This is a genomic window from Streptosporangium sp. NPDC000396 (genome assembly GCF_042898655.1).
In the GTDB taxonomy this organism is placed as follows: domain Bacteria; phylum Actinomycetota; class Actinomycetes; order Streptosporangiales; family Streptosporangiaceae; genus Streptosporangium.
This window is the reverse complement of record NZ_JBIAZA010000020.1, coordinates 159257-185560: the sequence shown is the minus strand read 5'-3', so window position 1 is coordinate 185560 and position 26304 is coordinate 159257. Positions and strand designations below refer to the sequence as shown.

Sequence of the window (26304 nt, the reverse complement as noted above, 5' to 3'; positions counted from 1 at the left end):
CAAACTCTCCAAACAATGTCTGGATGTGTTCACCCCGGCTGAAAGCATCCACGAAACCATGGATGTGTCAACCAAAGGAATCCCTTCCCCCCACAGTCGTGGGTGGGACGGGGTTGTGCTTCATGCACTGGCTTTTAACACACTGTTGAGTTCTCAAGAAACGGACGCGTACACCGTCGTTCCGGCCGAGGGGCCGGGCGCCCGGGGCGTTTCGTTCGCTTCGTTGTGTCTTTATTCTTTCAGACCCGCTTTTTCTCGTCAAATCGATCCGTTCGGATCTATTTGATTTGATCTAGCCGGTCCGAGAGGAATTCGGACCACCCTGTCTCCAGGGCAACCCCTCAAACTTACCAGCCTCTGAGCGGCTCTGCGAACCGATCTTCAAAACCGTTGGTTTCAAGGGGTTGTCGACAATCATGGAACAAGCCACACCGAAGTCACCGGAGTGAGTGGAGTGGTTTGCGCCGGGCCTTGCCGACGTCAAAACATTAGCAGTCCCTGAAGACCACCCGGGACGTAACAGCGAAGCCCGCCGGGAAGATCCGAGCCAGACGAAGGGGAAAACATAGACTCGGCGGGGTGAGCAGCCAGACACCGCCTAGGGCGAAGAAGGTTCCCAGCGAGCGCGTGCACCACGGGGACACCGTGGTGGATGACTACGCGTGGCTGACGGTCAAGGACGACCCCGAGACGGTTGCCTACCTTGAGGCGGAGAACGCCTATACGCAGCAGGCAACCGCTCATCTGAAGCCTCTGCAAGAGACGATCTTCCAGGAGATCAAGGGCCGGACCCTGGAAACAGACCTCTCGGTCCCCACCCGCAAGAACGGCTGGTGGTACTACTCCAGAACCGAGGAAGGCAAGCAGTACGGCGTCCAGTGCCGGGTCGCGGCCGACGGTGAGACGCCCCCGGAGCTGAAACCCGGCGAGTCACTTCCCGGTGAGCAGATCCTGCTCGACGGCAACGAGCTGGCCGGAGACAGCGACTTCTTCTCGATCGGCACCAGCTCGGTCAGCCCCGACGGCACCCTGCTGGCCTACTCGGTCAACTTCACCGGCGACGAGCGCTTCACCCTGAAGGTGAAGGACCTGACCACCGGTGAGATCCTTCCCGACGAGATCCCCGGCATCTTCTACGGCGGAGCCTGGTCGGCCGACGGCACCACGTTCTTCTACACGACCGTGGACGAGGCGTGGCGGCCTCACAAGGTCCACCGGCACACGATCGGCACCCCGGCAGAAGACGACGTGCTCGTCCATGAGGAGACCGACGAGCGTTTCTGGATCGGCGTCGGACTCAGCCGTAGTGAGCGCTACCTCATCCTCTCGGCCGGGAGCAAGATCACCAGCGAGGTCCGCATCCTCGACGCGGACAACCCGGCGGGCGAGTTCCGCCTCGTCCGGCCCCGGGAGACCGGCGTCGAGTACGGCGTCGACCACGCCGGCGACCACTTCCTGATCCTGCACAACCAGAACGCGGAGAACTTCGAGCTGGCGATCGCGCCACTCGACGACCCGGGCGACTGGACTCCGCTGATCGAGCACCGCGCGGACACCCGGCTTCTCGACGTCGAGGCTTTCCAGAGCCACATCGTGGTGCACTTCCGCCGGGACGGCCTCACCGGCATCCGCATCCTGCCCAGGGACGGCGAGTCGTACGGAAGCGAGCTCCTCGACTCCGCGTACGAGATCTCCTTCCCTGAGCCGATCTACGACGTCGCGCCCTCGGGCAACCCGGAGTTCGTCACCGAGCGGCTCCGCCTCGGCTACACCAGCATGATCACCCCGTCCTCGGTCTACGACTACGACCTGCGGTCGCGTGAGCTGATCCTGCTGAAGCAGAAGCCCGTGCTCGGCGGCTACGACCCGGCCGACTACGAGCAGTTCCGCGAGTGGGCGACCGCTCCGGACGGCACCCGCGTTCCCATCTCGATCGTGGTCAAGAAAGGCACGAACCGGCCCGCGCCCACCGTGCTGTACGGCTACGGCAGCTACGAGATCTCGATCGACCCGTCGTTCTCGGTGCCCAGGCTCAGCCTGCTCGACCGGGGCTTCGTCTTCGCCATCGCGCACGTCAGGGGAGGCGGCGAGATGGGCCGCCACTGGTACGAGAACGGCAAGTTCCAGAAGAAGAAGAACACCTTCACCGACTTCGTCGCCGCCGCCGAGCACCTCAAGGCGGAGAACTGGTCGAGCGCGGTCATCGCAAGGGGCGGCTCGGCGGGCGGGCTGCTGATGGGAGCGGTGGCCAACCTCTCGCCGGAGACCTTCGCGGGGGTGGTCGCCGAGGTGCCGTTCGTGGACGCGCTCAACACGATCCTCGACCCGTCGCTCCCGCTGACCGTCATCGAGTGGGACGAGTGGGGCGACCCGCTGCACAACGCGGACGTGTACGAATACATGAAGTCGTACTCGCCCTACGAGAATGTGAACGACCGGGTCTACCCGCCGATTCTCGCGATCACCAGCCTCAACGACACCCGCGTCTTCTACCACGAACCCGCCAAGTGGATCGCGAAGCTCCGCGACACCGCGAAGGGCGGGCCGTTCCTCCTGAAGACGGAGATGGGCGCCGGGCACGGTGGCCGCAGCGGCAGATACGACTCCTGGCGCGAGGAGGCCCTCGTCCTCTCGTGGATCCTCGACACAGCGAAAGTAGACAAATGACCTACGTCGCAGCAGACGACAGATACGACGGGCGGCAGCCGTACAACAGGGTCGGCAAGAGCGGGCTGAAGCTGCCCGCGGTGTCGCTCGGGCTCTGGCACAACTTCGGTGACGACAAGCCTTTCGACACCCAGCGGGCCATCCTCAGGAGGGCCTTCGACCTCGGAGTGACCCACTTCGACCTGGCCAACAACTACGGCCCGCCGTACGGCTCGGCGGAGACCAACTTCGGCCGGCACTTCCGGGAGGACTTCGCGAGATACCGCGATGAGTTGGTCATCTCCACCAAGGCCGGATACGACATGTGGCCCGGACCCTACGGCGAGTGGGGGTCGCGGAAGTATCTGCTGGCCAGCCTCGACCAGTCGCTGAAGCGGATGGGGTTGGACTACGTCGACATCTTCTACAGCCACCGGTTCGACCCGGACACGCCGCTGGAGGAGACGATGGGCGCGCTGGACCACGCGGTCCGGTCGGGCAAGGCGCTCTACGCGGGCATCTCCTCCTACTCGCCGGAGCACACCGCCGAGGCCGCGCGGATCCTGCGGGAGATGGGGACTCCGCTGTTGATCCACCAGCCGTCCTACTCGATGCTCAACCGGTGGATCGAGGGTGGGTTGCTCGACGTCCTGGATGAGGAGGGCGTGGGCTGCATCGCGTTCTCGCCGCTGGCGCAGGGCATGCTGACCGACCGCTACCTCAACGGCGTTCCCGAGGGGTCGCGGGCCTCGCTGGGGCATTTCCTCACCCCGGAGATGCTCACCGACGAGACCATGCGGCACGTCCGCACGCTCAACGAGATCGCGGGCAGGCGTGGCCAGTCCCTCGCGCAGATGGCTCTGGCATGGGCGTTGCGCGACAGGCGGGTCACCTCGGTCCTGATCGGTGCGAGCAGTGTCCGGCAGCTGGAGAACAGCCTCGGGGCGGTGAACAACCTGTCCTTCACCGGCGAGGAGCTGGAGGCCATCGACAAGGACGCGGTCGAGGCGGGCATCAACCTCTGGGCTGACTCCAGCGACGACTGAGTCCCCGCCTGCCCCTTAAAGGGCCTCGTTTCGCTGCAGGTAGGCGAACGAGGCCCAGCCGGGCAGGACGGGCAGCCAGAAGGTGAGCAACCGGAACAGCAGCACGGCCGAGGTCGCGACCTCGGTGGAGACGCCGGAGAGGGTCAGACCGGCCGTGAGGGAGACCTCGACGGCCCCGAGGCCGCCGGGCGTGGGGGCGGCGGATCCGATGGCGTTGCCCGCGAGGAAGACGATGGCGACGGCGGTGAAGCCGAGCGAGCCGCCGAAGGCGCGGATGGACGCGTCGAGGCAGGCGACGAAGAAGATGGTCAGCAGCAGGGTGCCGGTGAAGCCTTCCAGGATCTTGCGGGGCGACTGGAGCACGTCCAGCAGGCGCGGGATGACGCCGGAGAACAGCGCGCGGATGCGCGTGGTGATCATCCGGCGCAGGGGAGGGACGCTCACGACGACCGGCACCACCACGGCCAGGGCCAGCAGCGCGAAGACCAGCGTGCGCGACGGGGTGAACGACGTGGCCGCGCTGGAGCCGGTGATGTAGGCGAACAGCAGGAGCAGCGTGATGTGGAAGGCCAGGCCGATGAGCTGGGAGGCCCCCACGCTGGCCACCGCCTGTCCCGGGGGGATGCCCCGTTTTTGCAGGTAGCGGGTGTTGATGGCGACGCCGCTCACCGCCGCGGGAGCGACCAGCTTCACGAACGACCCGGCGAACTGGACGAGCACCGTACGGCCCAGCGGGAGCTTCTCCGGCACGAAGCCCCTCAGCATCAGCGCGGCGGCGACGTAGGTCAGCATCGCGGCGGCCAGCGCCACGCCGGTCCAGCCCCACTTGGCTGAGCTGATCATGTTCAGGTTGATCTGGGTGAGGTAGTAGACCAGGAAGTACGCGGCGAAGGCGCTGGCGATGATGGTGATGAGGGTCCGGGGGCGGAAACGCTCCAGGCGGACCTCGTCGACCTCGACCTTGGGTTCGAGCTCGACGATGCACTCGCGGATCGCGGTCAGCAGCTCTTTGTTCTTGTTGAGCGCGGCCCTGGTCTCTCGGGTGAGCGCGATCCGCTGGAGCAGCGGGAGCGCACCGGCCAGCATGTTCGGGCCGACGACGGCCGCGGCCGCCCTGACGGCGCGCTCGGCGCCGACGCGCAGGCTGAGGTAGGTGAGCAGCTGGGCGATGTCGAGACGGAGCAGCAGGTCACCTGCGGCGATCTCACCGCTGCGGGCGTCCATGAGGATCACCCGGCCCTCCTCGTCGACGTGGATGCTGTCACCGGTCAGCCGCCGATGGGCGAGCCGCTGGACCTGGAGGAGCAGGACCTGCTCCCAGATCTGGGCGAGCAGGTTGTCGTCGATCTCGTCGTCGGGGACGTCGTCGAGGGCACGGCTGGGGGTGTGCTCGTAGGCGAGGAGCGCGGCGTCGGTGCCGATCTCGCTGGTGCCGACGAGCCGGGGTGTGCTGGCCCCGGCGGCCTGGGCGGCGTAGGCCATCAGGGCCTCGCGCTCCAGCTCGGCGCGGAGGGAGCGGATGGCCCGGCGGCTGGTCTCGGAGTTGAGGCGGATCCGCCTCCAGAGGCGGTATATCAGCCCGGCGACCTGGCGGTCGCGGTCGAGGACGGTGACGTCGAGGAGGCTGCCGTCCTTGAGGCTGACGGCGTATCGCCGGCTGCTCTGATGGTCGTCGTCCATCCTGCGGGCCTTGACCGGGTGGAAGCCCAGCTTGCGGATGGCCGCGACGACCGCGCTGCCCGGCGGCCGGGTGTTGGGGCTGCCCACGCCGTACAGGGTGGCGTAGCCGACGGCCAGGCCGACCAGGATGGAGACGACGACGCCGAGGATGGTCGCGGCCGTGGCGGCGAACAGCGCTATCGCGTTGAGCGCGACCGCGCACCACAGGATCGCCCGCCAGGTGGGGCGGCGGGATATCCGCACCGCGGTGACATAGGCGATGACCGAGGTGAGCAGCGTGTTGAGCGGTTCGACGCCGTCTCGGCCGCCGGTCAGCAGGACCTGCAGCTCCCCCGGTCCGGCCTTGACGATCCACTCTCCCAGTGCGAAGGAGATGACCATTCCGGCGATGGCCGCGAAGAGGCCCTCCGCCACCCGGAGGCCGTCGCGGTGGATCACGCGCTCGATCGCGTAAGCGGCGGGAACGCCCAGCATGGCCGCCCCGCTCAGCACCCCGACCAGGCCGCTGAGCAGGAACGGTGCCCGGTTCGTGCCGTCGATGACGTCGCTTTCCAGGCCGTTGAGCGTCTTCTGCGCGACGAGCGCGAGAAGCACCACGATCACCAGCACGATCAGTGTGGCCAGGAAGCGCAGCAGGTCCGAGGGGCGCCGGATCCGCTGCGGGAGCAGCGGCTCGACGACGAGCACGACAGAGCCGTCATCCGTCGATGGGCTCATCCCATCGGCGGACGACGCTTTGTCGCGTTCTCTGATTTTCGTCATCGTCAGCGATTCTGCCCGTTCTCCATTACAGGTGCGTCACCGATCTTCTCTCCCAGTGTCCACAATCGGCGCTATGCCTATCTCGTTGGCCTCTGACCGCCTTAGGCATGGCCCCTAACTTGATCTTTGAGCTGCCCTCCTGGTCGCGGGGAGTGCCCGTCGCGGCGCGACCGATCTGGCGAACATCCGGCGAACGTCGCCTACCTATCCGAGATCGAGAATTGACTCGTTTATCCGCGGCGATAGTGGCTCGGGCGGACGGCGGCCTGAAAAGGTGATCATCATGCGCCACGGTCCGTTCGCTCTCAGGACTTTCCCGTATCCGACTACAGCCATGAATTTTCCGCATCTGACCGCGGTCGCGGTTTTTCCGCACCCGACCATAGCCGCGACCGGCGGCTGCCCGTTCCCCGGGTCCGGCGTGACGGGCATCTGCCGGGCGGCCCCGCGATCCGCCTGGACGGGCGGCCGGACGGGCGGTTCCGGAGGTCGGCGCCGCGATCCGTCGCCCGGGTGCGGGGCGCTGAAGACTCGCCCGCCCTCCACGACTGTGTGCGCTTACGTCACCGACACCATGACCGTCAAGTAGGGCCAGAGAACACCCCGAACGCTGATTCGACTCTGCTCGATAACAAATGTGTGGTCGGTCTTCAAAGACCGTGATTACCGATACTACGTTCAGTTTCGTCGCGATCACGGGGGATTTCCTGCTCTGCTCTTGTTAGAGGAGTTTCGCATGCGCGCACGCGCGTACAAGGGCTTGCTCGCCGCGGTCACCGCGGCCTCGGCCATGACTCTGCCCCTCGTCTCCGCCACCTCGGCCAGCGCCGACCCCGACCCCCAGGCCTTCGGCCAGTCGGTCAAGGTCTCGTCCGTCAAGCGGCATCTGGAGAAGCTCCAGCAGATCTCCGACGCCAACGGCGGCACCCGCGCCTCGGGCACCCCGGGTCACGAGGCCTCGGTCACCTACGTGGCGGACAAGCTGCGCGCCGCGGGCTACAAGGTCACCTTGCAGGAGTTCGAGTTCCCGTTCTTCCGCGAGACCGTGAAGCCCGTGCTCGACCGCGTCTCGCCCGAGGCCAAGAGCTACGTGCGCAACACCGACTTCAAGACCATGACCTACTCCGGTTCGGGGAACGTCACCGCCGCCGTGCAGGGAGTGGACCTGGTCCTGCCGCCGAGCCCGACGCCGAGTTCGTCCTCCGGCTGCGAGGCGAGCGACTTCGCGGGATTCACGGCGGGCAACATCGCGCTGATCCAGCGGGGCACCTGTAGCTTCCAGGTCAAGGCCGAGAACGCCCAGGCGGCCGGGGCCAAGGGTGTGATCATCTTCAACGAGGGCCAGCCGGGCGAGGGTCCCAACGACCGCCGGACCCTGCTGAACGGCACGCTCGGCGCCCCCACCACGAACATCCCGGTCGTCGGCACCACCTTCGCCGTCGGCAATGAGCTGGCCACCGCCGGGACGACGGTCACGCTCTCCGTGAGCGCCGAGAGCGACCTGCACCGCAAGACGCGCAACGTCCTGGCCGAGAGCCGCTGGGGCGACCCGGACAAGGTCGTCATGCTCGGCTCCCACCTGGACAGCGTCACGGAGGGGCCGGGCATCAACGACAACGGCTCCGGCAGCGCGGGAATCCTGGAGACGGCGCTGAAGGCCAGCGTCCTGCCCACCAGGAACAAGCTCCGCTTCGCCTTCTGGGGCGCCGAGGAGCTCGGCCTGCTCGGCTCCGAGCACTACGTGGCCAACCTCTCGGCCGAGGAGAAGGCCAAGATCAAGCTGTACCTGAACTTCGACATGATCGCCTCGCCGAACTACATCTTCGGGATCTACGACGGCGACGACTCCGACGGGACCGGCGCTCCGGCGGGTCCCGCGGGTTCGGACAAGATCGAGAAGCTCTTCGAGTCGTACTTCAAGGCGGTCGGCCAGCCGTACAAGGGCACCGACTTCACGGGGCGCTCGGACTACGGTCCCTTCATCGAGGTCGGCATCCCCGCGGGCGGTCTGTTCACCGGCGCCGAGGGCATCAAGACCGCCGAGGAGGCCGCCACGTTCGGCGGTGAGGCCGGGGTCGCCTACGACAAGTGCTACCACCAGGAGTGCGACACCATCGCCAACATCAACGACAAGGCTCTGGCGGTCAACACCGGCGCGATCGCGACCGCGGCGCTCGTCTACGCCTACAGCGGCACCCTGCCCGGTAGCGGCACTCCCGGCTCCAACCAGCCGGGCACGGGCGGCGGCGGCCACGACCACGACCCCGTCTCCGAGTAGTACCCGGTAATACCCGCGCACGAAAGGGGTACGGCCCGCAGGGGCCGTGCCCCTTCCTGCTTCCCGGGCTAAAGTCAGGGACATGTCGCTGGGTGAATTGCGAGTTTTGGGGGCCTGTCCGCTGGACTGCCCGGACACCTGCTCATGGGTGGTGACCGTCCAGGACGGCAAGGCCGTCAAGATGCGCGGCAACCCCGATCACCCCTACACCCGCGGCGCGCTCTGTGTGAAGGTCAACCGCTACCTCGAACACGCCCAGGCCCCCGACCGCATCCTCTACCCGATGCGGCGGTCCGGCCCCAAGGGATCGGGCCGGTTCGAGCGGATCAGCTGGGACGAGGCCCTGGAGGAGATCTCCGTACGGCTGCGCGGGATCATCGAGGAGCACGGCGGCGAGGCGATCTGGCCGTACATGGGCACGGGCACGCTGGGTTACATCCACGGGGCCGAGGGCGTCGGGGGCCGCCGGTTCTGGAACGCGCTGGGAGCTTCCAAGCATTTCATGAACATCTGCTCGGCGGCGGGCAACGTGGGGCTGTCGCGGGCCAACGGCACGCCCGGAGGGATGGACCCGGAGACGTTCGCCCTGTCGAAGCTGATCCTGCTCTGGGGCACCAACACGCTGACCAGCGGGCACCACCTGTGGAAGTTCATCCAGGACGCCCGCGCGGCCGGGGCGTACGTGGTGGCGATCGACCCGATCCGCACCCGCACCGCCGAGCAGGCCGACGAGCATCTGCCGATCCGGCCCGGCACCGACGCCGCCCTCGCACTCGGGCTGATGAACGTGGTCCTCTCCGAAGGGATGGAGGACAAGGACTACCTGGCCGGCCACACGAGCGGCTGGGAGAACTTCCGATCGGAGATCCTGCGGTACCCCCCGGAGCGTGTGGCGGAGATCACCGGGCTGCCCGAGGCCGACATCCGCGCCCTGGGGGTACGGCTGGCGCACACCCGGCCCACAGGCATCCGGGCCACGATGGGCATCCAACGGCACGCGGGCGGCGGCACCACGATGCGCACGATCGCCGCCATCCCCGGGGTGACCGGCGACTGGCGCCACCCCGGCGGCGGCATCGCCTACTCCACCAGCGGCCACATCCACCTCAACATCGACACGCGCGACGACCTGCTCGCCAAGCCGGTCCGGCAGCTCACGATGACCCGGCTGGCCGAGGGGCTGGACGAGTCGGTGAAGTGCCTGTGGGTGTACGCGGCCAACCCGATGAGCTCCACCCCCGACCAGAACCGCATCCGCGAGAAGCTGCTGCGCGAGGACCTGTTCACGGTCGTGATGGAGCAGTTCCCGACCGACACCGTGGACTACGCCGACATCGTGCTGCCCGCGACCATGCAGATCGAGCACGCCGACCTGCACGCGGGCTACGGGCACATGTACCTGATGTGGAACGAGCCCGCCGTCGAGCCGCCGGGCGAGTGCCTGTCCACCATGGAGACGTTCCGCCGCCTGGCCAGGCACATGGGTCTGTCCGAGCCCTCCCTGTACGACTCCGACCTGGAGCTGGCCGAGCAGCTGCTCGCCTCGGGCCATCCGTCGCTGGAGGGCATCACCGTGGACCGGCTCCGCAAGGAGGGCTGGGTCCGGCTCAACGTGCCACAGCCGTTCGTGCCCTTCGCCGACGGCTTCCCGACCCCCTCGGGAAGGATGAGGTTCGGTTCCGGGCCCGCCTATGTTCCCTCGCACACGGCCTCCGCCGGGCGCGGGCCGTACCCGCTGGCGCTGATCACCCCGGCCTCCCACACGTTCCTCAACACCATCTTCGGCAACAACCCCGAGCTGCTGCGGCGCTCGAAGGGGCCCCGGATCCTGGTCAACCAGGAGGACGCCGCGCAGAGGGGGTTGAGCGACGGTCAGCGGGCCCGGGTCTTCAACGACAACGGTGAGTTCGAGGCCGTGGTGGAGATCAGCGACAGGGTGCGGCCCGGCGTGGTGGCCTCCACCAAGGGACACTGGCGCAAGCTGAGCCCCGGCGGCGCGACGGCGAACGCCGTGGTCGACGAGCGGGACGCCGACATGGGCCGGGGCGCCGTCTACCACGACAACCTGGTCGAGCTCAGCCCAGCGTGAGCTTGTAGCCCTCGTGGGAGGCGACGAAGCCGAGCGAGTCGTAGAACCGGTGGGCGTCCTTACGGGCCTTGTCGGTGGTGAGCTGGACCATGACGCAGCCGCGGGCCCGGCCGCGGTCGACGGCCCACTCCATCATCTTGCGGCCCAGGCCCTGACCACGTAGGTGGGACGCGATCCGGACGGCCTCGATCTGCAGCCGGGTGGCGCCACGGCGGGAGATGCCGGGGATGTAGGTGAGCTGCATGGTGCCCACCACCTCGCCGTCCAGCTCGGCCACGATCAGCTCGTTGTTGGGGTCGGCCTCGATCGCCTCGAAGGCGGCGCGGTGCTCGGGGCCGAAGTCACCCGTGCGGACGGCGGCGATGGAGTCGTCGGCGATCATGGCCACGATCAGCGGGAGGTCGTCGATCCGGGCGATACGAAAGTTCACTGACATGACGGTCAAAATATCCGGGAGCGAGGCTCAGGGACGGATCAGGGTTGCCCCCCGATGTGGGAGAGGGGCTCGGAAGGGCAACCTGATGGCATGAACGACGAACTGACTCGACGTGACGAGATGTCCCTCGCCGGAGCCGCCCTGCGCGGAGCCCCCTGGAAGTCCGCCGCGGTGACCGGCGGCGCGGTCGCGGCCACCAGCTTCGTCCTGGGCATGATCCTGCCGGGGCCCGCCGACCTGACCTGGGCGCTGGGCCTGGGCATCAGCCTGTTCACGCTGATCGCGGCGGTCGGCTCGGTCGCCAAGCCCGGCAGCGGGGACAGGGTGACCCGCCAGGCCCGCCAGTGGGCCCTGCGCCACCCCTGGCGGTTCTCCCTCTACCCGGCGCTCGGTGCCGCCGCGCTCATGTATCCGGTGCAGCTCATCGTCGACGGCGAGGGCGTGTTCGGCGCGGCGTTCGACGCGCTCCAGGGTGGCGTCGCGGTGTATCTGATCACCGCGGTCCTGGCTCTGACCCTCAAGGGTCGCGGACAGCGCTCCCTGCCCCACGGCGGGTGAGCGTCACTCCGGCGAGGACTGCGAGGTCCTCTCGTACTCGGCGCGGCAGACGCAGAACTCGTTGCCCTCGGGATCGAGCATGGTCACCCAGCCGGTGCCGTCAGGGTTGCGCCGGTCCTCGTGAACCGTGGCACCGATCCCGAGCAGCCGCTCGACCTCCTGATCGCGAGTGGTGCCCTCTGAGCCCGTGACATCCAGGTGGACACGGTTCTTGGTCGACTTGCCCTCCGGAACCCTGATGAACAGCATGTCCACCTTGCCCTGGAGCATGACTTCGTCATCCTCCTTCCGGGTCTCCGGGTGAAGCCGCCCGCCGGTGGCCTCGCTCCAGAAGGTCGCCAGCTCGTACGGCTCGGCGCAGTCGAAAGTCACGAAGTGAATGTCAATCATGCGCACACCCAACCGCGACACCACCTAAACCGTCAAGCTGGTTTCAACACCACCTAATTCTTTAAGATGGTTACAGCGGTCGCGTGCCGCTCCCACCCGCCCGGCAGCGCCCACGATCAGTGCCCGTGATCAGTGCCCGCCACCGGCGAGGTTGAGGCCGACGACACCCGCGAGAATGAGGGCGATCGAGGCGATCTTGAGGAACGACACGTCCTCACCCAGGACGATCATGCCCAGCGACGCGGTGCCGACGGCGCCGATGCCCGTCCAGACGGCGTAGGCCGTACCGACCTCGAGGCTCTTGAGGCCCATGGCGAGCAGGCCGAAGCTGAGCAGGGCGAAAACCACGAAGCTGACGCTCGGCAGCGGCACGGAGAACCCGTGGCTCATCTTGAGCGAGTAGGCCATCGCGACTTCGAACAGACCGGCGGCGATGATGATGACCCAGGCCATGACGGCGCCTCCCACAGGAGCGTCGTCTTTTCCGACCGGGTACGGCGCGTCTCGTCCGGAAGCTCCTCTTCTGAGGGCTCTACGGTGAAACGATAGCAAAATTCACTTTGATTCCCACCAGAGCGTGAACCACCGCTCGCGAGGAAGCGGCCACATGTCCAGCTCGACCGCCGCCATGATGACCTCCTCGGCGCGGTCCTGGCCGAGACAGAGCCGCCGGCAGGCACTCTCGGCCAGATCGTCCAGCTCGGCGAAGCGGGGCAGCGGGGCCAGGTACTGCTCGTGGTGGACCTCGTGGCCGAGCGCCTCGGCGATGGCCATCACGTCGTGGACCGTGGGCCGCTCCGGGCGGCCGAGGTCGTGGAAATGCTCCCAGAGAGGGGTGAGCCAGCTCATCGGGTGGCGTTCGGTGAGCTCCAGGACGACCCGCCGGCGAGCGTGCCCGGACAGCTCGGTGAGGAAGGCCGCCAGATCGGGCACGTTGTAGACGACATGGGCGGAGATCGCCACGTCCGCCACCGGGGTCTCGGCCGCGACATCGGGCCAGCGGCCCTGGATGACCCTCGCGGAGACGCCCAGCTCGTCCGCCCGGGACGTCAGCTCGGCCAGCATCCCGGCGGAGGTGTCCACCGCGATCAGCTCCCCCAGCTTCCCGGCCAGCGGCAGCGAGGCCGCCCCGGTGCCGGCACCGACGTCCAGCACGGTTCCCCCGGGCGGGAGCGCCTCGGCGATCCGGGCCAGGGTCGGCCCCTCCGGGGCGGCGAGCGCGCGGTCGGTCCGCTCGGCGAACCGAGCCGGCGAATGCCCCCAGGGATCGGCCGGAGCCTTCGCCGCGATCTCGCTGGGAATGCCCCATCGCCCGAGGTCGGCTCGCCACTGTTCGTCCATGCCGACGAGCCTAGAAGATCGGGAGAAGATCCGCCCGGCATAGGTGATCGCTCCGCCCGGGAAGCCCGCGACTCCCCCGGAAGTATGTGACAAACGTCCCACCGGTACGGTTTTTTAGGGGTTACTCGCGGGTAGCATTGTCGGTAAGGTTACTGGCCAGTATGTAAAAGTTCCGGTCTCCCCCGGCGTCAAGGAGCAGTCCCCATGGGCCACTACAAGAGCAATATTCGTGACCTGGAGTTCAATCTCTTCGAGGTGTTCGGACGCCGGGACATTCTGGGCACCGGCCTCTTCGCCGACCTGGACGAGGACGTCGTGCGAAGCATCCTCGACGAGGTCAACCGCCTCGCCACGGGCGTGATGGCCGACTCCTTCGAGGAGGGCGACCGCAAGCCTCCGGTGTTCGACCCCGCCACCGGCTCGGTGACGATGCCGGCGGGCTTCAAGAAGTCCTTCGCCGCCTACCGTGACGCCGGCTGGACCAACATCGGCCTCCCCACCGAGCTTGGCGGCCCCGGCCTGCCCAACACCGTGAACTGGGCGCTGGCCGAGCTGGTCCTCGGCTCCAACCCGGCCATCTGGATGTACGGCGGCGGCCCGGCCTTCGCCTACGTGCTGCACAAGATCGGCACCGAGGAGCAGAAGCGCTACGCCGAGCTGGCCATCGAGAGGCAGTGGGGCGCCACCATGGTGCTCACCGAGCCGGACGCCGGTTCGGACGTGGGCGCCGGCCGGGCGAAGGCCGTACAGCAGCCCGACGGCACCTGGCACATCGAGGGCGTCAAGCGCTTCATCACCAGCGCCGAGCACGACATGGCCGACAACATCTTCCACCTGGTGCTGGCCCGCCCCGAGGGGCACGGCGTGGGCACCAAGGGCCTGTCGATGTTCCTGGTCTCGAAGTACCACGTGGACCTTGAGACCGGTGAGCTCGGCGAGCGCAACGGCGTCTATGTCACCAACGTCGAGAAGAAGATGGGCCTGAAGGTCTCCACGACCTGCGAGCTCACCTTCGGCGAGAAGCACCCGGCGATCGGCACGCTGGTGGGCGACGTGCACGAGGGCATCAAGCAGATGTTCATGATCATCGAGCACGCCCGGATGATGGTTGGCACCAAGGCGATCGCCACGCTCTCCACCGGCTACCTGAACGCCCTGGAGTACGCCAAGGCCCGGGTGCAGGGCTCGGACCTCACCCAGATGGCCGACAAGGCGGCCCCGCGCGTGACCATCACCCACCACCCGGACGTGCGCCGCGAGCTCATGCTCCAGAAGTCGTACGTCGAGGGCATGCGGGCGCTGGTCACGCTCACCGCGAGCTACCAGGACAGCGTGCAGATCGCCGAGTTCGAGGGGCGCCGGGACGAGCACGCCGAGGCGATGAACGACCTGCTGCTCCCGCTGGTCAAGGGTGTCGGCTCCGAGCGCTCCTACGAGCTGCTGGCCCGCTCGCTGCAGACCCTGGGCGGCTCGGGCTACCTGCAGGACTACCCCATCGAGCAGTACATCCGGGACGCCAAGATCGACTCCCTCTACGAGGGCACCACCGCGATCCAGGGCCTGGACCTGTTCTTCCGCAAGATCCTGCGCAACCAGGGCTCCGCCCTCAGCTCACTGTACGGCGACATCAAGGCCTTCGCCGCCTCCGAGGCCGGCAACGGCCGTCTCAAGGAGGAGCGCAAGCTTCTCGACGAGGCCGCCGACGAGGTCAAGGCCATGGTCGACACGATGGCCGGCTGGGCCCTCGGCTCGCTGGAGGCGCCGAAGGAGGTCTACAAGGTCGGCCTCAACACCACCCGCTTCCTGCTCTCCCTAGGCGACCTGGTGATCGGCTGGCTGCTCCTGCGCCAGGCCGAGGTGGCCCTGGCCGCCCTGGGCTCCTCCAGTAACGACCAGGCCTTCTACACGGGTAAGGTGGCTGCGGCCTCGTTCTTCGCGCAGACCGTCCTGCCCCGCCTCGCCGCCGAGCGGCGCGTGCTGGCGGCCACTGGCCAGGACCTGATGGAGCTCCCCGAAGAGGCCTTCTGACCTCAGACCACCTGCTCCCGCGGCAGGCGACGGTGAGGGGCGATCCTGCTCGCAGGGTCGCCCCTCACTCATTTGCGTGCGGTGCTCATCGCGTGCGGCGCGGACCGCGCATCGCACGACAGCGCCTGGATAGCGTTGTCCGGATGAGACGAGAAGCGAGGGTGTTCAGGGACGCCCTCCTGTGGGTGGTGCTGTGCCTGCCGGTGCTGTGGGCCGGTCTCACCTCCTCCCTCGCGGACGGATACACGCGGTGGGAGGTGACCTCAGGACTGGTTCTCATCGGGGTGGCGGTGGCGCTCGGCCGCTCCCGCCCCCTGCCGGCGATGCTCGTCACCGCGGTGTTGTGGGTGGCCTCGGTGGTGTCGCGCGGCGACCCGACGGTGTTCTTCCCGGCGCTGGCCGCCATGAGCTACCTGGCGGGTGTCCGGATGGTGCGGGCCCGGCCCGCGCTCGCCGGGCTGAGCGGCGCCACCGTGACGGCCGCGGTCCTGGTTCCCCTGCTGCGATGGGACCTAGGTGCCTGGTTCTTCGCGGTCACGGGGATCCTCCTGTTCGGGGTCGTCCCGTGGCTGGCGGGACGCGCCAGGCACCAGTATCTGGCGCTGGCCCGCGCCGGCTGGGAGCGTGCCGAACAGCTGGAGCGCGAGCAGCGCATCATCGCCGAGCAGGTCCGCCTGCGGGAGCGCGCCCGCATCGCGGGAGACATGCACGATCTGCTCGGGCACGAGCTGAGCCTGATCGCCCTGCGGATCGGCGGGCTGGAGGTGGCCCCCGATCTCGGCGAGCACCACCGCGAGGCGGCCGGCGAGGCACGGGCGGCGATCACCGCCGCATCCGAACGCCTCCGGGACATCGTCGAGGTGCTGCACGACGGCTCCAGCCCCGAACCGGCGTGGGAGAGCGTCGCGGAGCTGGTTCGGCGGGCCGGGCTCGCCGGCATGCCGGTCGAGCTGCACGAAGGCGGGCAGGCCGTACGGCTTCCGCCGATGGTGGAACGGGCCGCTCGCCGCGTGGTGCAGGAGGGGCTGACCAATGCCGCCAAACACGCCGAGGGTGCCCCGGTGACCGTCCGCCTCGACCATCTTGCGGGCGAGACCGTGGTGACCGTGTCCAACGGCGTACCGCCCGCCGAACCGCTCACCGGATCACCCGCCGGATCACCCGCCGGATCACTGCCAGGCCGTACGGCCGGGGAAGATCGCGGTCCGGTCGTGGGAGGGGGTCACGGGCTGGCCGGGCTGGCCGAGCGGGTACGCCTGTGCGGCGGATTCCTCCGGTCGGGCCCGCGAAACGGCGGGTTCGAGCTGACGGCCCGGCTGCCGCACGCCGCCGGCCCCGTCCCGGCGCCTCCTGGCCCATCCCGTTCCGCCGTCCATCTGGCGGAGGCGCGGCAGCGGGCCCGCCGCACGCGCGCCACGGCCATCGCCGTGGCCCTGGCCGCCGTCGCGGGCGTGGTGGCCTTCGTGCTCGGGTTCATGACATACGACGCCGTCACCTCCGTCCTGCGGCCGGCCGACTTCGACCGGCTGCGAACGGGACAGGCACAGGTCGAGGTCGAGGCGCTGCTACCGGCCAGGACCCGGATCGACGACCCGTCGTGGCCAGAGCCGCCGGCACCCGCCGGGGTCGAGTGCCGCTACTACGGCACCCACCGCAACCCCTTCGACGAGCGGCGTCACGAGCTCTACCGGCTGTGCTTCGCCGGCGGCCGGTTGGCGAGCAAGGATTTCCTGCCCGCACCATAGGATCGGGCGGTGATTCGGGGGGAGAGCAGGTTGATCCGAGTCGTGCTGGCCGATGACGAGGCCGTGATCCGCGCCGGGGTGCGGATGATCCTGTCGGCCGATCCCGAGATCGAGGTGGTCGCCGAGGCCGCGGACGGGCGGGCGTTGATCGAGCTGGTCCGCGCGCACCGGCCGGACGTCGCGCTGGTCGACATCCGGATGCCGGAGCTCGACGGGCTCACCGCGACCGCCGAGCTCCGCAGGGTCGCGCCCGGTACGGCGGTGCTGATCATGACCACCTTCGGCAACGACGCCTACATCGCCAGGGCGCTCGGCGACGGCGCCGCCGGGTTCCTGCTCAAGACCGGGGATCCGCGCGAGTTCCTGCTGGGGGTTCGAGCGGTGGCCGAGGGTGCCGCGTACCTGTCGCCACGGGTGGCCTCGCGAGTGATCAACGAGCTCACCGGGGAGCAGCTGGCCCGGGGGGCCGCCGCCCGCGACCGGACCGGCGTGCTCACCAACCGCGAGCGGGAGGTCCTCGGCCTGGTCGGCGAGGGCCTGTCCAACGCGGAGATCGCCCGCCGTCTGCACCTGGTCGAGGGCAGCGTCAAAACCTACGTCAGCACGATTCTGGGACGGCTCGGCGTGCGCAACCGGGTGCAGGCCGCCATCATCGCCCATGAGGCCGGGCTGGTCGACCGAACCTAGTGCCGGATCTGGTGCCGGACCGGCCGACCGGACCCGGTTCCGAGTAGCAGGACCCGCAGGGGGTCGCGCTCTCGTAGCCGTCCCACCAGCGAGGTCACCGGCGAGCCCAGGGCCAGCATGGCCGATGGGGCCACGACCACGCCGATGAGCAGGCCCGCCACGACGTCGTGCGGGTAGTGAACGCCGACGAAAACCCGGGAGAAGGCTCCCGCCACGGCCAGGACCAGCACGTATGGCGCCGTGCGACGCCAGGCGACGACGAGGGCCGCCGCCGCGGCGGCGGCGAGGGTCGCGTGGTTGCTCGGCAGGGACCAGTCTCCATACTCGGGGCACCGCGCGATGGTGACGACATCGGCCAGAACCCGGCAGGGCCGGTCGATCTGCAGGAGGCTTTTGACGAGCTCGCTGGTCAGGTAGGACACCACTGTCGCGACGGGGGCGAGGAGTGCCAGCGCCATCGTCCGGTCGCTCTCGCCTCGGGCCCGCCACCACGCTCCGACGAAGATGGCCCCGAAGATCAGCAGCACGGCGTCCGTGCCGATCTCGGCCAGGTCCTGGAACCAGGCGGGGGTGCTCCGGGCGAACTCGGTGATCTCCCGGTACCACTCGGCGCTGATGTCGGGGACGTCCTCGATCTCGTTGTGCACGCTTCCTCCGTGGCGTTCCTGGCAAGTTTTACGACCTTAGGAATCCGGAGGTACGGCGGGCAGTCACCGAACGTCGCCCGTCATCGTTGACTTTCGTCAATGTCGCCGGGAGACGATGGTCAGATGGCCGACGGCCCGAAGAGCGCCCAGGGGAACATCCGGCCAGGCGGTCATGGCGGCGGGCGGCTCATGCCATCGCGGGAAGGCCCCGCCGTCCTCCGAGGGACGGCGGGGCCTGGTGTCCCGGTGTCGCCGGGCGCGAGGCTACGGTGCGGGGACCTCGCGCAGGAGGCGGTCGCCGCGGCCGCCGCGCGCTGTTTGACCCGGCCTCCAGTCTTATGGCGTTGACACGCGGGCTTTGTTCTTCTCATACTGAGATTGTCTCAAACTGAGAAGGACGAGCAATGGACGAATCCGAGTTCCTGGCGGGCTACGATCCCCGGGACTTTCCACCGGTCGCGGTGACGGTCGACGTCGTGGCGCTGACCATCCGCGAGGGCGCGTTGCACGTGCTGCTGATCAGGCGGGGCGAGCACCCCTACGCGGGGCGATGGGCCCTGCCGGGCGGGTTCATCCGGCCGGGTGAGGATCTGCCCGAGGCCGCGGCGCGCGAGCTGGCCGAGGAGACCGGGCTGGTCCCGCGCGTGCACATCGAGCAGCTCGCCAGCTACGGGACCCCCGGGCGGGATCCGCGGATGCGGGTCGTGTCGGTCTCCTACCTGGCCTTCGCTCCAGGGCTGCCCGAGCCCCGGGCGGGCACGGACGCGGCGGAGGCCGCCTGGCACCGGACCGACCGGCTCCCGGAGCTGGCGTTCGACCACGGGCGCATCCTTGAGCACGGGCTGGAGCGGGCGCGGGACAAGCTGGAATACACCCCGCTGGCCACCGCGTTCGTGGGCGAGACGTTCACCGTCTCCGAGTTGCGCGGCGTCTACGAGACGGTCTGGGGCGTGCCGCTGCACGCGGGCAACTTCCACCGCAAGATCCTGTCGGTGCCCGGATTCGTGGAGAGCACCGGGGAGACCACCGAGAGCGGCGGCGCCCGGGGCGGACCCCGCGCCAGGCTCTACCGGGCCGGTGACGCCCGCCTCCTCCACCCCGCGCTGCTGCGGCCCTCCCGGGAGGAGGAGATCAGATGACCACCACGGCCGAGGCGATCGCTCTGGTCTCCGCCGCCCGCACCCCCGCCGACCTGTTCGGCGGGGACTCCCCGCACCGGGCGTACCGGCGGCTGGCCCGGCTGCTCCATCCCGATCTCACGCCCGGACCTGAGGCCGCCGAGGCCTTCGCCAAGCTGGCGGGGCTGTGGGCGGCCCGCAACCGGCCGGCCGGGACGGTGATCACCACCGGGCGGGGAACCTACCGGATCGCGGACGTGTTCCGGCGGGGCGCCTCGGCCGTGCTGTACGACAGCGGCACAGGAACGCTGCTCAAGTTCCCGCGCAGCCATGCGAACAACGACCTCATGCGGCGCGAGGCCGACGCCCTCAGGACGATCGCGCGGGACGGCGATCCGACCCTGCTGCCCTATGTGCCCCGGCTGGTGGAGTCGTTCCGGCACCGCTCGGGCGGGGTCGAGCGGCAGGTGAACGTGATCAGCAGGGCACCGGACGGGTTCGTGAGCCTGGCGGAGATCGCGCGGCGGCGGCCGGCGCTCGATCCGAGAGACGCGGCGTGGATCTGGCGGCGGCTGCTGGTCGCGATCGGCATGGCCCACCGGGCGGGGATCGTGCACGGCGCGGTGTTCGGGCACCACGTGCTGGTCCACCCGATCGACCACGGCCTGGTGCTCGTCGACTGGTGCCAGTCGGTCCCGCTCGGCAGCCCGCTGACCGCCCTTGTCGCCCGCCACCGCGACGACTACCCGCCGGAGGTCTTCGCCATGAAACCCGCGACCGAGGCCACCGACATCCGCCTCGCCACCCGCTGCGTCGCCGCCCTCATGGGTGACGACGTCCCCACCCCGATCGGCCGGTTCGTCCGGGGAAGCCTGGCGGGCCCGCCGCGTGACGCCTGGCGGCTCCTCGCCGAACTCGACGAGCTGCTCGACGACCTCTACGGCCCCAGGAAATACCGACCCCTTCACCTCTAGATATCAGGAGCCCCCATGGGAAGCGGAATCTGGTCCACCGACGTCTACGACGCCGCCGCGAGCTACCGCGCGGCCAGCGGCGCCAGCGCCTTCGCCTACAGCGACAGCGGCGCGCACACCGTTCACGACAGCCTCAACCCGTACGGCGTGGCGGCCCGCGAGAGCCGCGACTCCCCCGAGCACCCCAACAGCCTGGCCATCGCCGTCCTGTTCGACGTGACCGGCTCCATGCGCAGCGTGCCCCGCACGCTCCAGAGCAAGCTGCCCGACCTGTTCGGCCTGCTGCTCCGCAAGGGCTATGTCGACGACCCCCAGATCCTCTTCGGCGCGATCGGCGACGCCACCTGCGACCGGGCGCCGCTACAGATCGGCCAGTTCGAGTCCGACAACCGGATGGACGACGACCTCGGCAGGATCCTGCTGGAAGGTGGAGGCGGCGGCCAGAACACCGAGTCGTACGAGCTGGCGATGTATTTCATGGCCAGGCACACCTCGATCGACTGCTTCGAGAAGCGGGGGCGCCGGGGCTACCTGTTCATCATCGGCGACGAGCTGCCCTACCCGAAGGTCAAGCGCCGCGAGGTGCACAAAGTGATCGGTGACGGCCTCGAACGGGATGTCACGACCGAGGAGATCGTCACCGAGCTGACCAGGAAGTACGACGTCTACTACATCCTCCCCGCCGGGGCGGGCAACGCCGGGAACAAGAAAGTGCTCGCCGCCTGGCGCAGGCTGCTCGGCCAGAACGTGCTGGAGCTGGACGACCTCGACGCGGTCTCCGAGACCATCGCGCTCACCGTCGGCCTCGGCGAGAACGCCATCGACTTGGAGCAGGGGCTGGACGACCTCGACGAGCTCGGCTCGGCCAACGGGATCACCGTGGGCAAGGCCCTGGCCAGGCTGGACCGGGGCGCGCTCGTGGTGTCCGGAGACCTCGGGCCCGACACCGGCGACACCGGCGACGACGGCGGCGTGATCCGGCTGTGACCGAGCATGTGATCGTGGTCGACCTCGGGTACGGCGACGCGGGGAAGGGCACGGTCGTGGACTGGCTCTGCGCCCAAGGCCCCGTCGGGGCGGTCGTCAGGTTCAACGGGGGCGGGCAGGCTGCGCACAACGTCGTCCTGCCCGACGGGCGGCACCACACGTTCGCCCAGTTCGGGTCGGGGACGTTCCGGGGAGTCCCGACCCACCTGTCCCGGTTCATGATCGTTGACCCGCTCGCGCTGGCCTCGGAGGCCGCCCACCTGGGCGGGCTGGGGGTTCCGGACCCGTTCGGCCTGCTCACCGTGGACCGGGAGGCTCTGCTCGCCACGCCGTACCACATGGCGGCGGGGCGGGCCCGGGAGCTGGCGCGCGGCGAGGACCGTCACGGGTCGTGTGGGATGGGCATCGGCGAGACGATGGCCTACGCCCTGGACCACCCGGGCCTCGCGCCGACCGCGGGCGACTGCGAGAGCCCGGCGCGGCTCGCGCGCAAGCTGCACGCGGTCCGCGAGGCGCTGAGCGTGGCCGGGCCGCCCGTGGAAGACTGCGTCGCGGCATATCGGGCGTTCGCCGAGCGGGTGACCCTCGTGGACTCCTCGTTCGTGACCGGCCTGCTGGGCAGGCAGCCGGTGGTCTTCGAGGGGGCCCAGGGCGTGCTGCTCGACGAATGGCACGGCTTCCACCCCTACACGACCTGGAGCACGACGACCTTCGCCAACGCGCTGGCCCTGCTCGACGGGGCGCCCGCCGTACGGCTGGGCGTGCTGCGCACCTACACCACCCGGCACGGTCCCGGCCCGCTGGTCACCGAAGACCCGACGCTGGAGCTTCCCGAGGCCCACAACGGAACGGGCCCCTGGCAGGGACCGTTCCGAGCCGGTCACTTCGACGCGGTGGCCCACCGCTACGCGCTGGCCGCGGCGGGCGGCGCCGACGCGCTCGCGCTCACCCATCTGGACGTGCCGGTGTCACGGATGTGCGTCTCCTACGACATCGGCGAGCTCCCGGTGGGTACGGCGGGCGACCTCGACCGGCAGGCCAGGCTGACCGAACGGCTGCTGAAGGCGCGGCCTCGCTACGTCGAGAACGTCGACGACTGGCCCCCCGCCGTGGCCGACGCCCTCGGTGTCCCGGTATGTCTGGGGTCCTTCGGGCCCACCGCGGCAGACAAGTCGCGCCTGAGTAGTGTGATCACGCCCGAGAGGGTATGAGGGATCACAGACGCTTTCTTTACCTGATCGCTATGTGTGCCCGGAGGACGTGATGGGTGTCGGGGTCAGCATCTTCTTTCTCACACTCGGTGCCATCCTCCGATTCGCCATCGAGCCGGACGTCCTCGGCGACAACGTGCACATCGACGTCATCGGCGTGATCTTCATGATCGTCGGCGGCGCCGGGATCGTGTTGAGCCTCGTGCTGGCGCCCAAGCGCGGGCAGACGTCAGAAGACCGCCTGATGCACCGCGAGAACCACCCGCCGGAGGCCTAAAGGCGACGGAGGCCTAGAAGACGAACTGCACGGCCGCCCGCGACGCCAGGATCGGCTTTATGTGCTCGGCGATGACGGCCTGGTGGACCGGGTGGTCGCGATAGACCAGGTAGTCGTCGAGAGTGTCGAAGTCCGCGACGACCGCGAAATCGTGGTTGCCCGGGTTCACGCCCGCGTCGGCGCCGACGGTGTAGGCGCGGATCTCCGAGATGACCCCCGGCAGTTTGCCGAGCTCGGTCACGACCCTGGCCTTCTGCTCGTCGGTGGCCTCTTCGGCCCAGGTGAACAGCACGACATGCCGGAACATGATCTTCCCTTCGTTCGGGTCCCCCGCCAGCGTACGGCCAAACCTCCGAGCACCCCGTCAGGAGGGGTCGGACCACACCTCGGGGAGAAAAGTACCTTTCGTCCGGAAACGTCCCGATATAGGTATTTATTTCTTATTTATCCAGATTTGTGGGCCTTTGCCAAAGTATAAGTGCTTTGCGGTGTATTGGGCGCGATCTCTCCGGCAATCTGTGATTGTCCATCAATCTCGGAGGGCGGATCCCGTCTTCTCGCGAAATCGGAGGACCGTATGAAAGCCAAGACCGCCATCTCGTTCATCGCGAGCACAATGGGCGCGGGGCTGCTCGCCGGAGCCCTCATGGCCGCACCGGCGGAAGCCACGGTCACACCCATGACGACGAACTCGGTCCCGGCCGTCCAGACCGTCGGGGCCACGAACTTCGTCACTGGATGCGGCTGCGGTTGGAGACGCCGCTGCGGCTGCGGCTGGAGACGCTGTGGCTGGGGACGCTGCGGCGGCGGCTGCGGTTGGGGACGCTGCGGCGGCTGGCGCGGTGCAAGCTGGGGCGGCTGGGGTAACGGCTGGGGTAACGGCTGGTGGTGGTAAGCCATCGGCGGTGAGCCACCGATGGCGATCCATCGGTGGTGATCACCCGCCACGGAACCGAGCACAACCGGGATGAGATTGCGTTTTCCCATCCCGGCCGGCCGGGGGTGGTCCGTGCCGGACAAGAAATCAAAGCGTTTTCCACAGCTCCGCGCCAAAGGTGAAAAACGGTTGGGTCGATCCGCCCTCCATCACGAGCCCGCTCCCTTCGGGGAGCGGGCTCTTGCGGTTCCGCCGTCCATTTCCGGCGGCGTTCGCGGGACTCCACGGCGGGCGCCAAAGGCCTTCAACAGAGCCACCGACACAAAGACTCCCGACACAGGGGCGCCGGCGTAGAGACATCGACACAGAGACCCGCGATGCCGAGACCCACGGTGCAGAGACCCACGGTGCAGAGACCCGCCGGTTTGGAACGCGCCCTCAGACCGGGCGCGGTGTCACGCCCCGGCGCCTGAAGGCCCTGACCCTCATCCGGCCGTGGCGCCGAGGGGCACCGAGCACGATCGTGTGAGCCGTCTCGGGGATGAGGCGGAGGTCGTGGGTGATGAGGATGGTCGTACGGCCGGACATGAGCCGCCGGAGAGGCTCCATGATCCGCGCGGCGGTGGACGAGTCGAGTCCGGTCATCGGCTCGTCGAGGACCAGCACGGGAGCGTCACGCAGGATCGCCCGGGCGATGGCGATCCGCTGGCGCTGCCCGCCGGACATGAGCCGGCCGCGCTGTCCGATGGGGGTGTCGTACCCCTGGGGAAGCGTGCCGATGAAGGCGTGCACGTCCGCCATGACGGCCGCCCGGACGACATCGTCCATGGTGGCGCCAGGACGGCCGTAGGCGATGTTGTCACGCACGGTTCCGGAGAAAAGCAGGTTCTCCTGCTGCAGAACGGTGATGTTGTCGCGCAGCGCCCGGTGCGGCAGGTCGCGGATGTCCACCCCGTCGAGAAGGATCTGCCCGGCGGTGGGGTCGTAGAACCGCAGCAGAAGTTTGGTGAGGGTGGATTTGCCCGCTCCGCTGGGCCCGGTGCACACGACGAGCTCACCGGGCCCGACGCTGAAGGACAGGTTCCGCAGCGTGGGGCTGGTCCTGTTCGGGTAGGTGAAGTCGACCCCCACGAAGTCGATCTGCCCGCGGCTTCGCGATGTCATGGGAGCCGCCGTGTCCCGGTCGGTCACGGCGGGCCGGGCCCGCAGGATCTCGATGACGCGGTCCGAGCCCGCCGCCGCCTCGGAGACGGTGAGCGCGATCTGCCCGAGGTTCTGGACCGCCGGATAGAGGTAGGCGAGGTAGGCGGCGAAGGCGAGCAGGCCGCCTATGGTGAGGCGGCCGGCCGCGATCTCCCAGGCGCCGAATCCGATGATGACCAGAAGGCAGATGGTCTCGATGACCTGGACGACCGGCCCGTACAGCGCCGACAGCCAGGCCTGGGCCATGTTGGCCCGTAGCCAGATGCTGCCCTCGGCGTGCAGCCGTCCGGCCTCGGTCTCCTGGCGGTTGTAGGCCTGCACGAGAGATTGGTTGGCCAGGCTCTCCTCGATGACGCTGTTCATGGCGCCGTTGCTGAGGCGCTCGCGTGCGGCGGCGCCCCTGAACTTCGACGCGAACCCCTTGGAGACGAACAGGAACACCGGGATCATCGCGAACGTCACCAGCGCGAGGTCCCATCGGATGTAGAAGGCGGCCCCGGCGAAGAAGATCACGCTGGCGATCGTCGTGAGGAGCCTGACCAGGCCGGAGCCGACCAGTTCCTCGATGGCTTCGATGTCGTCGGTGAGCCGGGCCATCAGATCACCCAGCCGGCGGTTGTCGAAGAAATCGGGGGTGAGCGTCTGGACGTGGGAGAACACCTCGTCGCGCAACCGCAGCAGGAAACGCTGCGCGCCCAGGGCCGTGGCGTAGGCGCCGGCGAAGGAGACCAGGCCCGCGACGACCGAAAGGCCGAGCCAGATGAGCGCGGGAATCCAGAACGCTCCGAGGTCCCGGCGGCTGAGAACCTCGTCCGTGATGAGCCCGAACAGCCAGATCGCACCGACCTCACAGACGGCGGCCACGATCGCGAGCGCGACACCGGCCATGAAGAGCGCGCGGACACCGCGGGTGTACGGCCAGAACCGCCGGAAGATCTCCCGGATGAGGACCACCGGCGCGATGGGAGACGGCGGGGTCCCCGGTTCCGCTCCGTTCGACGAGGGCGGCGCAAACGAAAGCCGACGGGTTACCCGTCGGCTTCCGTTGGGTTGTGTCACCACCACCAGCCGCCGCCCCAGCGGCGCCAACCACATCCGCCACCGCAGCCCCAGCGGCGCCGGCGACAACCACCCCAGCCCCAGCCCGTCTGGACGTTGCTGGCCGGGAAGACCTTGCTGAGCCTCATCGATTTCTCCCCTCGGCTGACTATCGCCACTTACTCAAACACGACATTAGCACTCATATGTGGACTAATCGCTTAAATCGGTCATGCTTGAAGATGTTTTAACCGACCGTTCCGATGGCACCCAAGCCAGGATGGGC

At 68.7% G+C, this 26304-nt stretch carries 24 protein-coding genes and 1 riboswitch; of the genes, 15 read left to right on the top strand and 9 right to left on the bottom strand.

Features of this window, described 5'->3' with window-relative positions; genetic code table 11:
* The 3 genes from ACFY2X_RS30015 to mgrA form a co-directional block, all read left to right on the top strand.
* Window positions 1-286: hypothetical protein (locus tag ACFY2X_RS30015; RefSeq protein WP_389944564.1), on the top strand; the 286-nt coding region annotated here is incomplete at its 5' end.
* Window positions 287-579: 293 nt separating this feature from the next.
* On the top strand, window positions 580-2667 hold the full coding sequence (locus tag ACFY2X_RS30010; protein WP_389944561.1) for a S9 family peptidase: 2088 nt from the start codon (window positions 580-582) through the stop codon (window positions 2665-2667).
* Window positions 2664-3692 (top strand): L-glyceraldehyde 3-phosphate reductase, encoded by a 1029-nt coding sequence (gene mgrA / locus ACFY2X_RS30005; RefSeq protein ID WP_389944558.1) that lies wholly within the window; start codon window positions 2664-2666, stop codon window positions 3690-3692. Before ACFY2X_RS30010 ends, mgrA begins: the two co-directional genes overlap by 4 nt.
* Before the next feature lie 15 nt (window positions 3693-3707).
* Here mgrA and ACFY2X_RS30000 read toward each other — a convergent pair whose 3' ends face one another.
* The gene (locus tag ACFY2X_RS30000) at window positions 3708-6134 is read right to left on the bottom strand and encodes a YbhN family protein (protein WP_389944555.1); all 2427 of its coding nucleotides are present in this window, start codon (window positions 6132-6134) and stop codon (window positions 3708-3710) included.
* A gap of 736 nt (window positions 6135-6870) precedes the next feature.
* On the opposite strand from ACFY2X_RS30000, the gene ACFY2X_RS29995 reads away from it, so the two are divergent.
* Both ACFY2X_RS29995 and ACFY2X_RS29990 read left to right on the top strand, forming a co-directional pair.
* Window positions 6871-8412: a M28 family metallopeptidase gene (locus tag ACFY2X_RS29995; protein WP_389944552.1), complete on the top strand. Its 1542-nt coding sequence runs from the start codon at window positions 6871-6873 to the stop codon at window positions 8410-8412.
* An 82-nt stretch (window positions 8413-8494) separates the two neighbouring features.
* A complete protein-coding gene (locus tag ACFY2X_RS29990) occupies window positions 8495-10501 on the top strand; it encodes a molybdopterin-dependent oxidoreductase (protein ID WP_389944549.1) in 2007 nt (668 codons plus the stop codon).
* Here ACFY2X_RS29990 and ACFY2X_RS29985 read toward each other — a convergent pair.
* A complete protein-coding gene (locus ACFY2X_RS29985) occupies window positions 10488-10937 on the bottom strand; it encodes a GNAT family N-acetyltransferase (protein ID WP_389944546.1) in 450 nt (149 codons plus the stop codon). The genes ACFY2X_RS29990 and ACFY2X_RS29985 overlap by 14 nt on opposite strands.
* Window positions 10938-11027: 90 nt before the next feature.
* Between ACFY2X_RS29985 and ACFY2X_RS29980 the strand changes: the two genes are divergently transcribed.
* Entirely contained in the window at window positions 11028-11495 is a 468-nt protein-coding gene (locus ACFY2X_RS29980; protein WP_389944543.1) for a hypothetical protein, read from the top strand.
* A 3-nt stretch (window positions 11496-11498) separates the two neighbouring features.
* Here the strand turns inward: ACFY2X_RS29980 and ACFY2X_RS29975 are convergent, their stop codons facing one another.
* The 3 genes from ACFY2X_RS29975 to ACFY2X_RS29965 all read right to left on the bottom strand — a co-directional run bounded on the left by ACFY2X_RS29975 (window position 11499) and on the right by ACFY2X_RS29965 (window position 13226).
* Entirely contained in the window at window positions 11499-11885 is a 387-nt protein-coding gene (locus ACFY2X_RS29975; RefSeq protein WP_389944540.1) for a VOC family protein, read from the bottom strand.
* Window positions 11886-12014: 129 nt separating this feature from the next.
* Window positions 12015-12338, bottom strand: coding sequence for a DMT family transporter (locus ACFY2X_RS29970; protein ID WP_389944537.1), 324 nt, complete (start codon window positions 12336-12338; stop codon window positions 12015-12017).
* A gap of 16 nt (window positions 12339-12354) precedes the next feature.
* Window positions 12355-12421: riboswitch (guanidine-III (ykkC-III) riboswitch) on the bottom strand.
* 19 nt (window positions 12422-12440) lie between these two features.
* Complete coding sequence (locus ACFY2X_RS29965; protein WP_389944534.1) at window positions 12441-13226, bottom strand: class I SAM-dependent methyltransferase; 786 nt, start codon at window positions 13224-13226, stop codon at window positions 12441-12443.
* Between the two features lie 204 nt (window positions 13227-13430).
* Here ACFY2X_RS29965 and ACFY2X_RS29960 point away from each other — a divergent pair, with 204 nt between their 5' ends.
* The 3 genes from ACFY2X_RS29960 to ACFY2X_RS29950 all read left to right on the top strand — a co-directional run bounded on the left by ACFY2X_RS29960 (window position 13431) and on the right by ACFY2X_RS29950 (window position 17686).
* The gene (locus tag ACFY2X_RS29960) at window positions 13431-15254 is read left to right on the top strand and encodes an acyl-CoA dehydrogenase (protein ID WP_389944530.1); all 1824 of its coding nucleotides are present in this window, start codon (window positions 13431-13433) and stop codon (window positions 15252-15254) included.
* A 143-nt stretch (window positions 15255-15397) separates the two neighbouring features.
* Complete coding sequence (locus ACFY2X_RS29955) at window positions 15398-16999, top strand: sensor histidine kinase (protein ID WP_389944527.1); 1602 nt, start codon at window positions 15398-15400, stop codon at window positions 16997-16999.
* A gap of 30 nt (window positions 17000-17029) precedes the next feature.
* Window positions 17030-17686 (top strand): response regulator, encoded by a 657-nt coding sequence (locus tag ACFY2X_RS29950; protein ID WP_389944524.1) that lies wholly within the window; start codon window positions 17030-17032, stop codon window positions 17684-17686.
* On the opposite strand, the gene ACFY2X_RS29945 is transcribed toward ACFY2X_RS29950, so the two are convergent.
* Window positions 17683-18333: a phosphatase PAP2 family protein gene (locus tag ACFY2X_RS29945; RefSeq protein ID WP_389944521.1), complete on the bottom strand. Its 651-nt coding sequence runs from the start codon at window positions 18331-18333 to the stop codon at window positions 17683-17685. The genes ACFY2X_RS29950 and ACFY2X_RS29945 overlap by 4 nt on opposite strands.
* Before the next feature lie 404 nt (window positions 18334-18737).
* Between ACFY2X_RS29945 and ACFY2X_RS29940 the strand changes: the two genes are divergently transcribed.
* From ACFY2X_RS29940 to ACFY2X_RS29920, 5 genes are read left to right on the top strand one after another with little or no spacing between them, the layout of a single operon-like run.
* Window positions 18738-19472 carry an NUDIX domain-containing protein gene (locus ACFY2X_RS29940; protein WP_389944517.1) on the top strand — a complete coding sequence of 245 codons (735 nt, stop codon included), beginning with the start codon at window positions 18738-18740 and terminating at the stop codon, window positions 19470-19472.
* Complete coding sequence (locus tag ACFY2X_RS29935; protein WP_389944514.1) at window positions 19469-20425, top strand: lipopolysaccharide kinase InaA family protein; 957 nt, start codon at window positions 19469-19471, stop codon at window positions 20423-20425. Before ACFY2X_RS29940 ends, ACFY2X_RS29935 begins: the two co-directional genes overlap by 4 nt.
* 15 nt (window positions 20426-20440) lie before the next feature.
* Window positions 20441-21412, top strand: a complete 972-nt coding sequence (locus ACFY2X_RS29930; protein ID WP_389944511.1) for a hypothetical protein — start codon at window positions 20441-20443, stop codon at window positions 21410-21412.
* On the top strand, window positions 21409-22623 hold the full coding sequence (locus tag ACFY2X_RS29925) for an adenylosuccinate synthetase (protein WP_389944508.1): 1215 nt from the start codon (window positions 21409-21411) through the stop codon (window positions 22621-22623). The genes ACFY2X_RS29930 and ACFY2X_RS29925 overlap by 4 nt, the downstream gene beginning before the upstream one ends.
* 52 nt (window positions 22624-22675) lie before the next feature.
* Complete coding sequence (locus ACFY2X_RS29920; protein WP_389944505.1) at window positions 22676-22900, top strand: DUF6458 family protein; 225 nt, start codon at window positions 22676-22678, stop codon at window positions 22898-22900.
* A 13-nt stretch (window positions 22901-22913) separates the two neighbouring features.
* Here the strand turns inward: ACFY2X_RS29920 and ACFY2X_RS29915 are convergent, their stop codons facing one another.
* Entirely contained in the window at window positions 22914-23207 is a 294-nt protein-coding gene (locus ACFY2X_RS29915; protein WP_389944502.1) for a Dabb family protein, read from the bottom strand.
* A 431-nt stretch (window positions 23208-23638) separates the two neighbouring features.
* Here ACFY2X_RS29915 and ACFY2X_RS29910 point away from each other — a divergent pair, with 431 nt between their 5' ends.
* Complete coding sequence (locus ACFY2X_RS29910; RefSeq protein WP_389944500.1) at window positions 23639-23767, top strand: hypothetical protein; 129 nt, start codon at window positions 23639-23641, stop codon at window positions 23765-23767.
* 448 nt (window positions 23768-24215) lie between these two features.
* On the opposite strand, the gene ACFY2X_RS29905 is transcribed toward ACFY2X_RS29910, so the two are convergent.
* Both ACFY2X_RS29905 and ACFY2X_RS29900 read right to left on the bottom strand, forming a co-directional pair.
* On the bottom strand, window positions 24216-25934 hold the full coding sequence (locus ACFY2X_RS29905; protein WP_389944497.1) for an ABC transporter ATP-binding protein: 1719 nt from the start codon (window positions 25932-25934) through the stop codon (window positions 24216-24218).
* 101 nt (window positions 25935-26035) lie between these two features.
* Window positions 26036-26167 (bottom strand): hypothetical protein, encoded by a 132-nt coding sequence (locus ACFY2X_RS29900; protein WP_389944494.1) that lies wholly within the window; start codon window positions 26165-26167, stop codon window positions 26036-26038.
* Window positions 26168-26304: the final 137 nt, after the last annotated feature.

What these genes read in the sequence shown, in the direction of transcription:
- mgrA (WP_389944558.1), top strand. Translation starts at nt 2,664, where the DNA reads ATGACCTACGTCGCAGCAGACGACAGATACGACGGGCGGCAGCCGTAC.
- ACFY2X_RS29915 (WP_389944502.1), bottom strand. Translation starts at nt 23,207, where the DNA reads ATGTTCCGGCATGTCGTGCTGTTCACCTGGGCCGAAGAGGCCACCGAC.
- ACFY2X_RS29980 (WP_389944543.1), top strand. Translation starts at nt 11,028, where the DNA reads ATGAACGACGAACTGACTCGACGTGACGAGATGTCCCTCGCCGGAGCC.
- ACFY2X_RS29940 (WP_389944517.1), top strand. Translation starts at nt 18,738, where the DNA reads ATGGACGAATCCGAGTTCCTGGCGGGCTACGATCCCCGGGACTTTCCA.
- ACFY2X_RS29955 (WP_389944527.1), top strand. Translation starts at nt 15,398, where the DNA reads ATGAGACGAGAAGCGAGGGTGTTCAGGGACGCCCTCCTGTGGGTGGTG.
- ACFY2X_RS29975 (WP_389944540.1), bottom strand. Translation starts at nt 11,885, where the DNA reads ATGATTGACATTCACTTCGTGACTTTCGACTGCGCCGAGCCGTACGAG.
- ACFY2X_RS29935 (WP_389944514.1), top strand. Translation starts at nt 19,469, where the DNA reads ATGACCACCACGGCCGAGGCGATCGCTCTGGTCTCCGCCGCCCGCACC.
- ACFY2X_RS29900 (WP_389944494.1), bottom strand. Translation starts at nt 26,167, where the DNA reads ATGAGGCTCAGCAAGGTCTTCCCGGCCAGCAACGTCCAGACGGGCTGG.
- ACFY2X_RS30000 (WP_389944555.1), bottom strand. Translation starts at nt 6,134, where the DNA reads ATGACGAAAATCAGAGAACGCGACAAAGCGTCGTCCGCCGATGGGATG.
- ACFY2X_RS29985 (WP_389944546.1), bottom strand. Translation starts at nt 10,937, where the DNA reads ATGTCAGTGAACTTTCGTATCGCCCGGATCGACGACCTCCCGCTGATC.
- ACFY2X_RS29920 (WP_389944505.1), top strand. Translation starts at nt 22,676, where the DNA reads ATGGGTGTCGGGGTCAGCATCTTCTTTCTCACACTCGGTGCCATCCTC.
- ACFY2X_RS29970 (WP_389944537.1), bottom strand. Translation starts at nt 12,338, where the DNA reads ATGGCCTGGGTCATCATCATCGCCGCCGGTCTGTTCGAAGTCGCGATG.
- ACFY2X_RS29990 (WP_389944549.1), top strand. Translation starts at nt 8,495, where the DNA reads ATGTCGCTGGGTGAATTGCGAGTTTTGGGGGCCTGTCCGCTGGACTGC.
- ACFY2X_RS29930 (WP_389944511.1), top strand. Translation starts at nt 20,441, where the DNA reads ATGGGAAGCGGAATCTGGTCCACCGACGTCTACGACGCCGCCGCGAGC.
- ACFY2X_RS29960 (WP_389944530.1), top strand. Translation starts at nt 13,431, where the DNA reads ATGGGCCACTACAAGAGCAATATTCGTGACCTGGAGTTCAATCTCTTC.
- ACFY2X_RS29965 (WP_389944534.1), bottom strand. Translation starts at nt 13,226, where the DNA reads ATGGACGAACAGTGGCGAGCCGACCTCGGGCGATGGGGCATTCCCAGC.
- ACFY2X_RS29995 (WP_389944552.1), top strand. Translation starts at nt 6,871, where the DNA reads ATGCGCGCACGCGCGTACAAGGGCTTGCTCGCCGCGGTCACCGCGGCC.
- ACFY2X_RS29910 (WP_389944500.1), top strand. Translation starts at nt 23,639, where the DNA reads ATGCGGCTGCGGTTGGAGACGCCGCTGCGGCTGCGGCTGGAGACGCTG.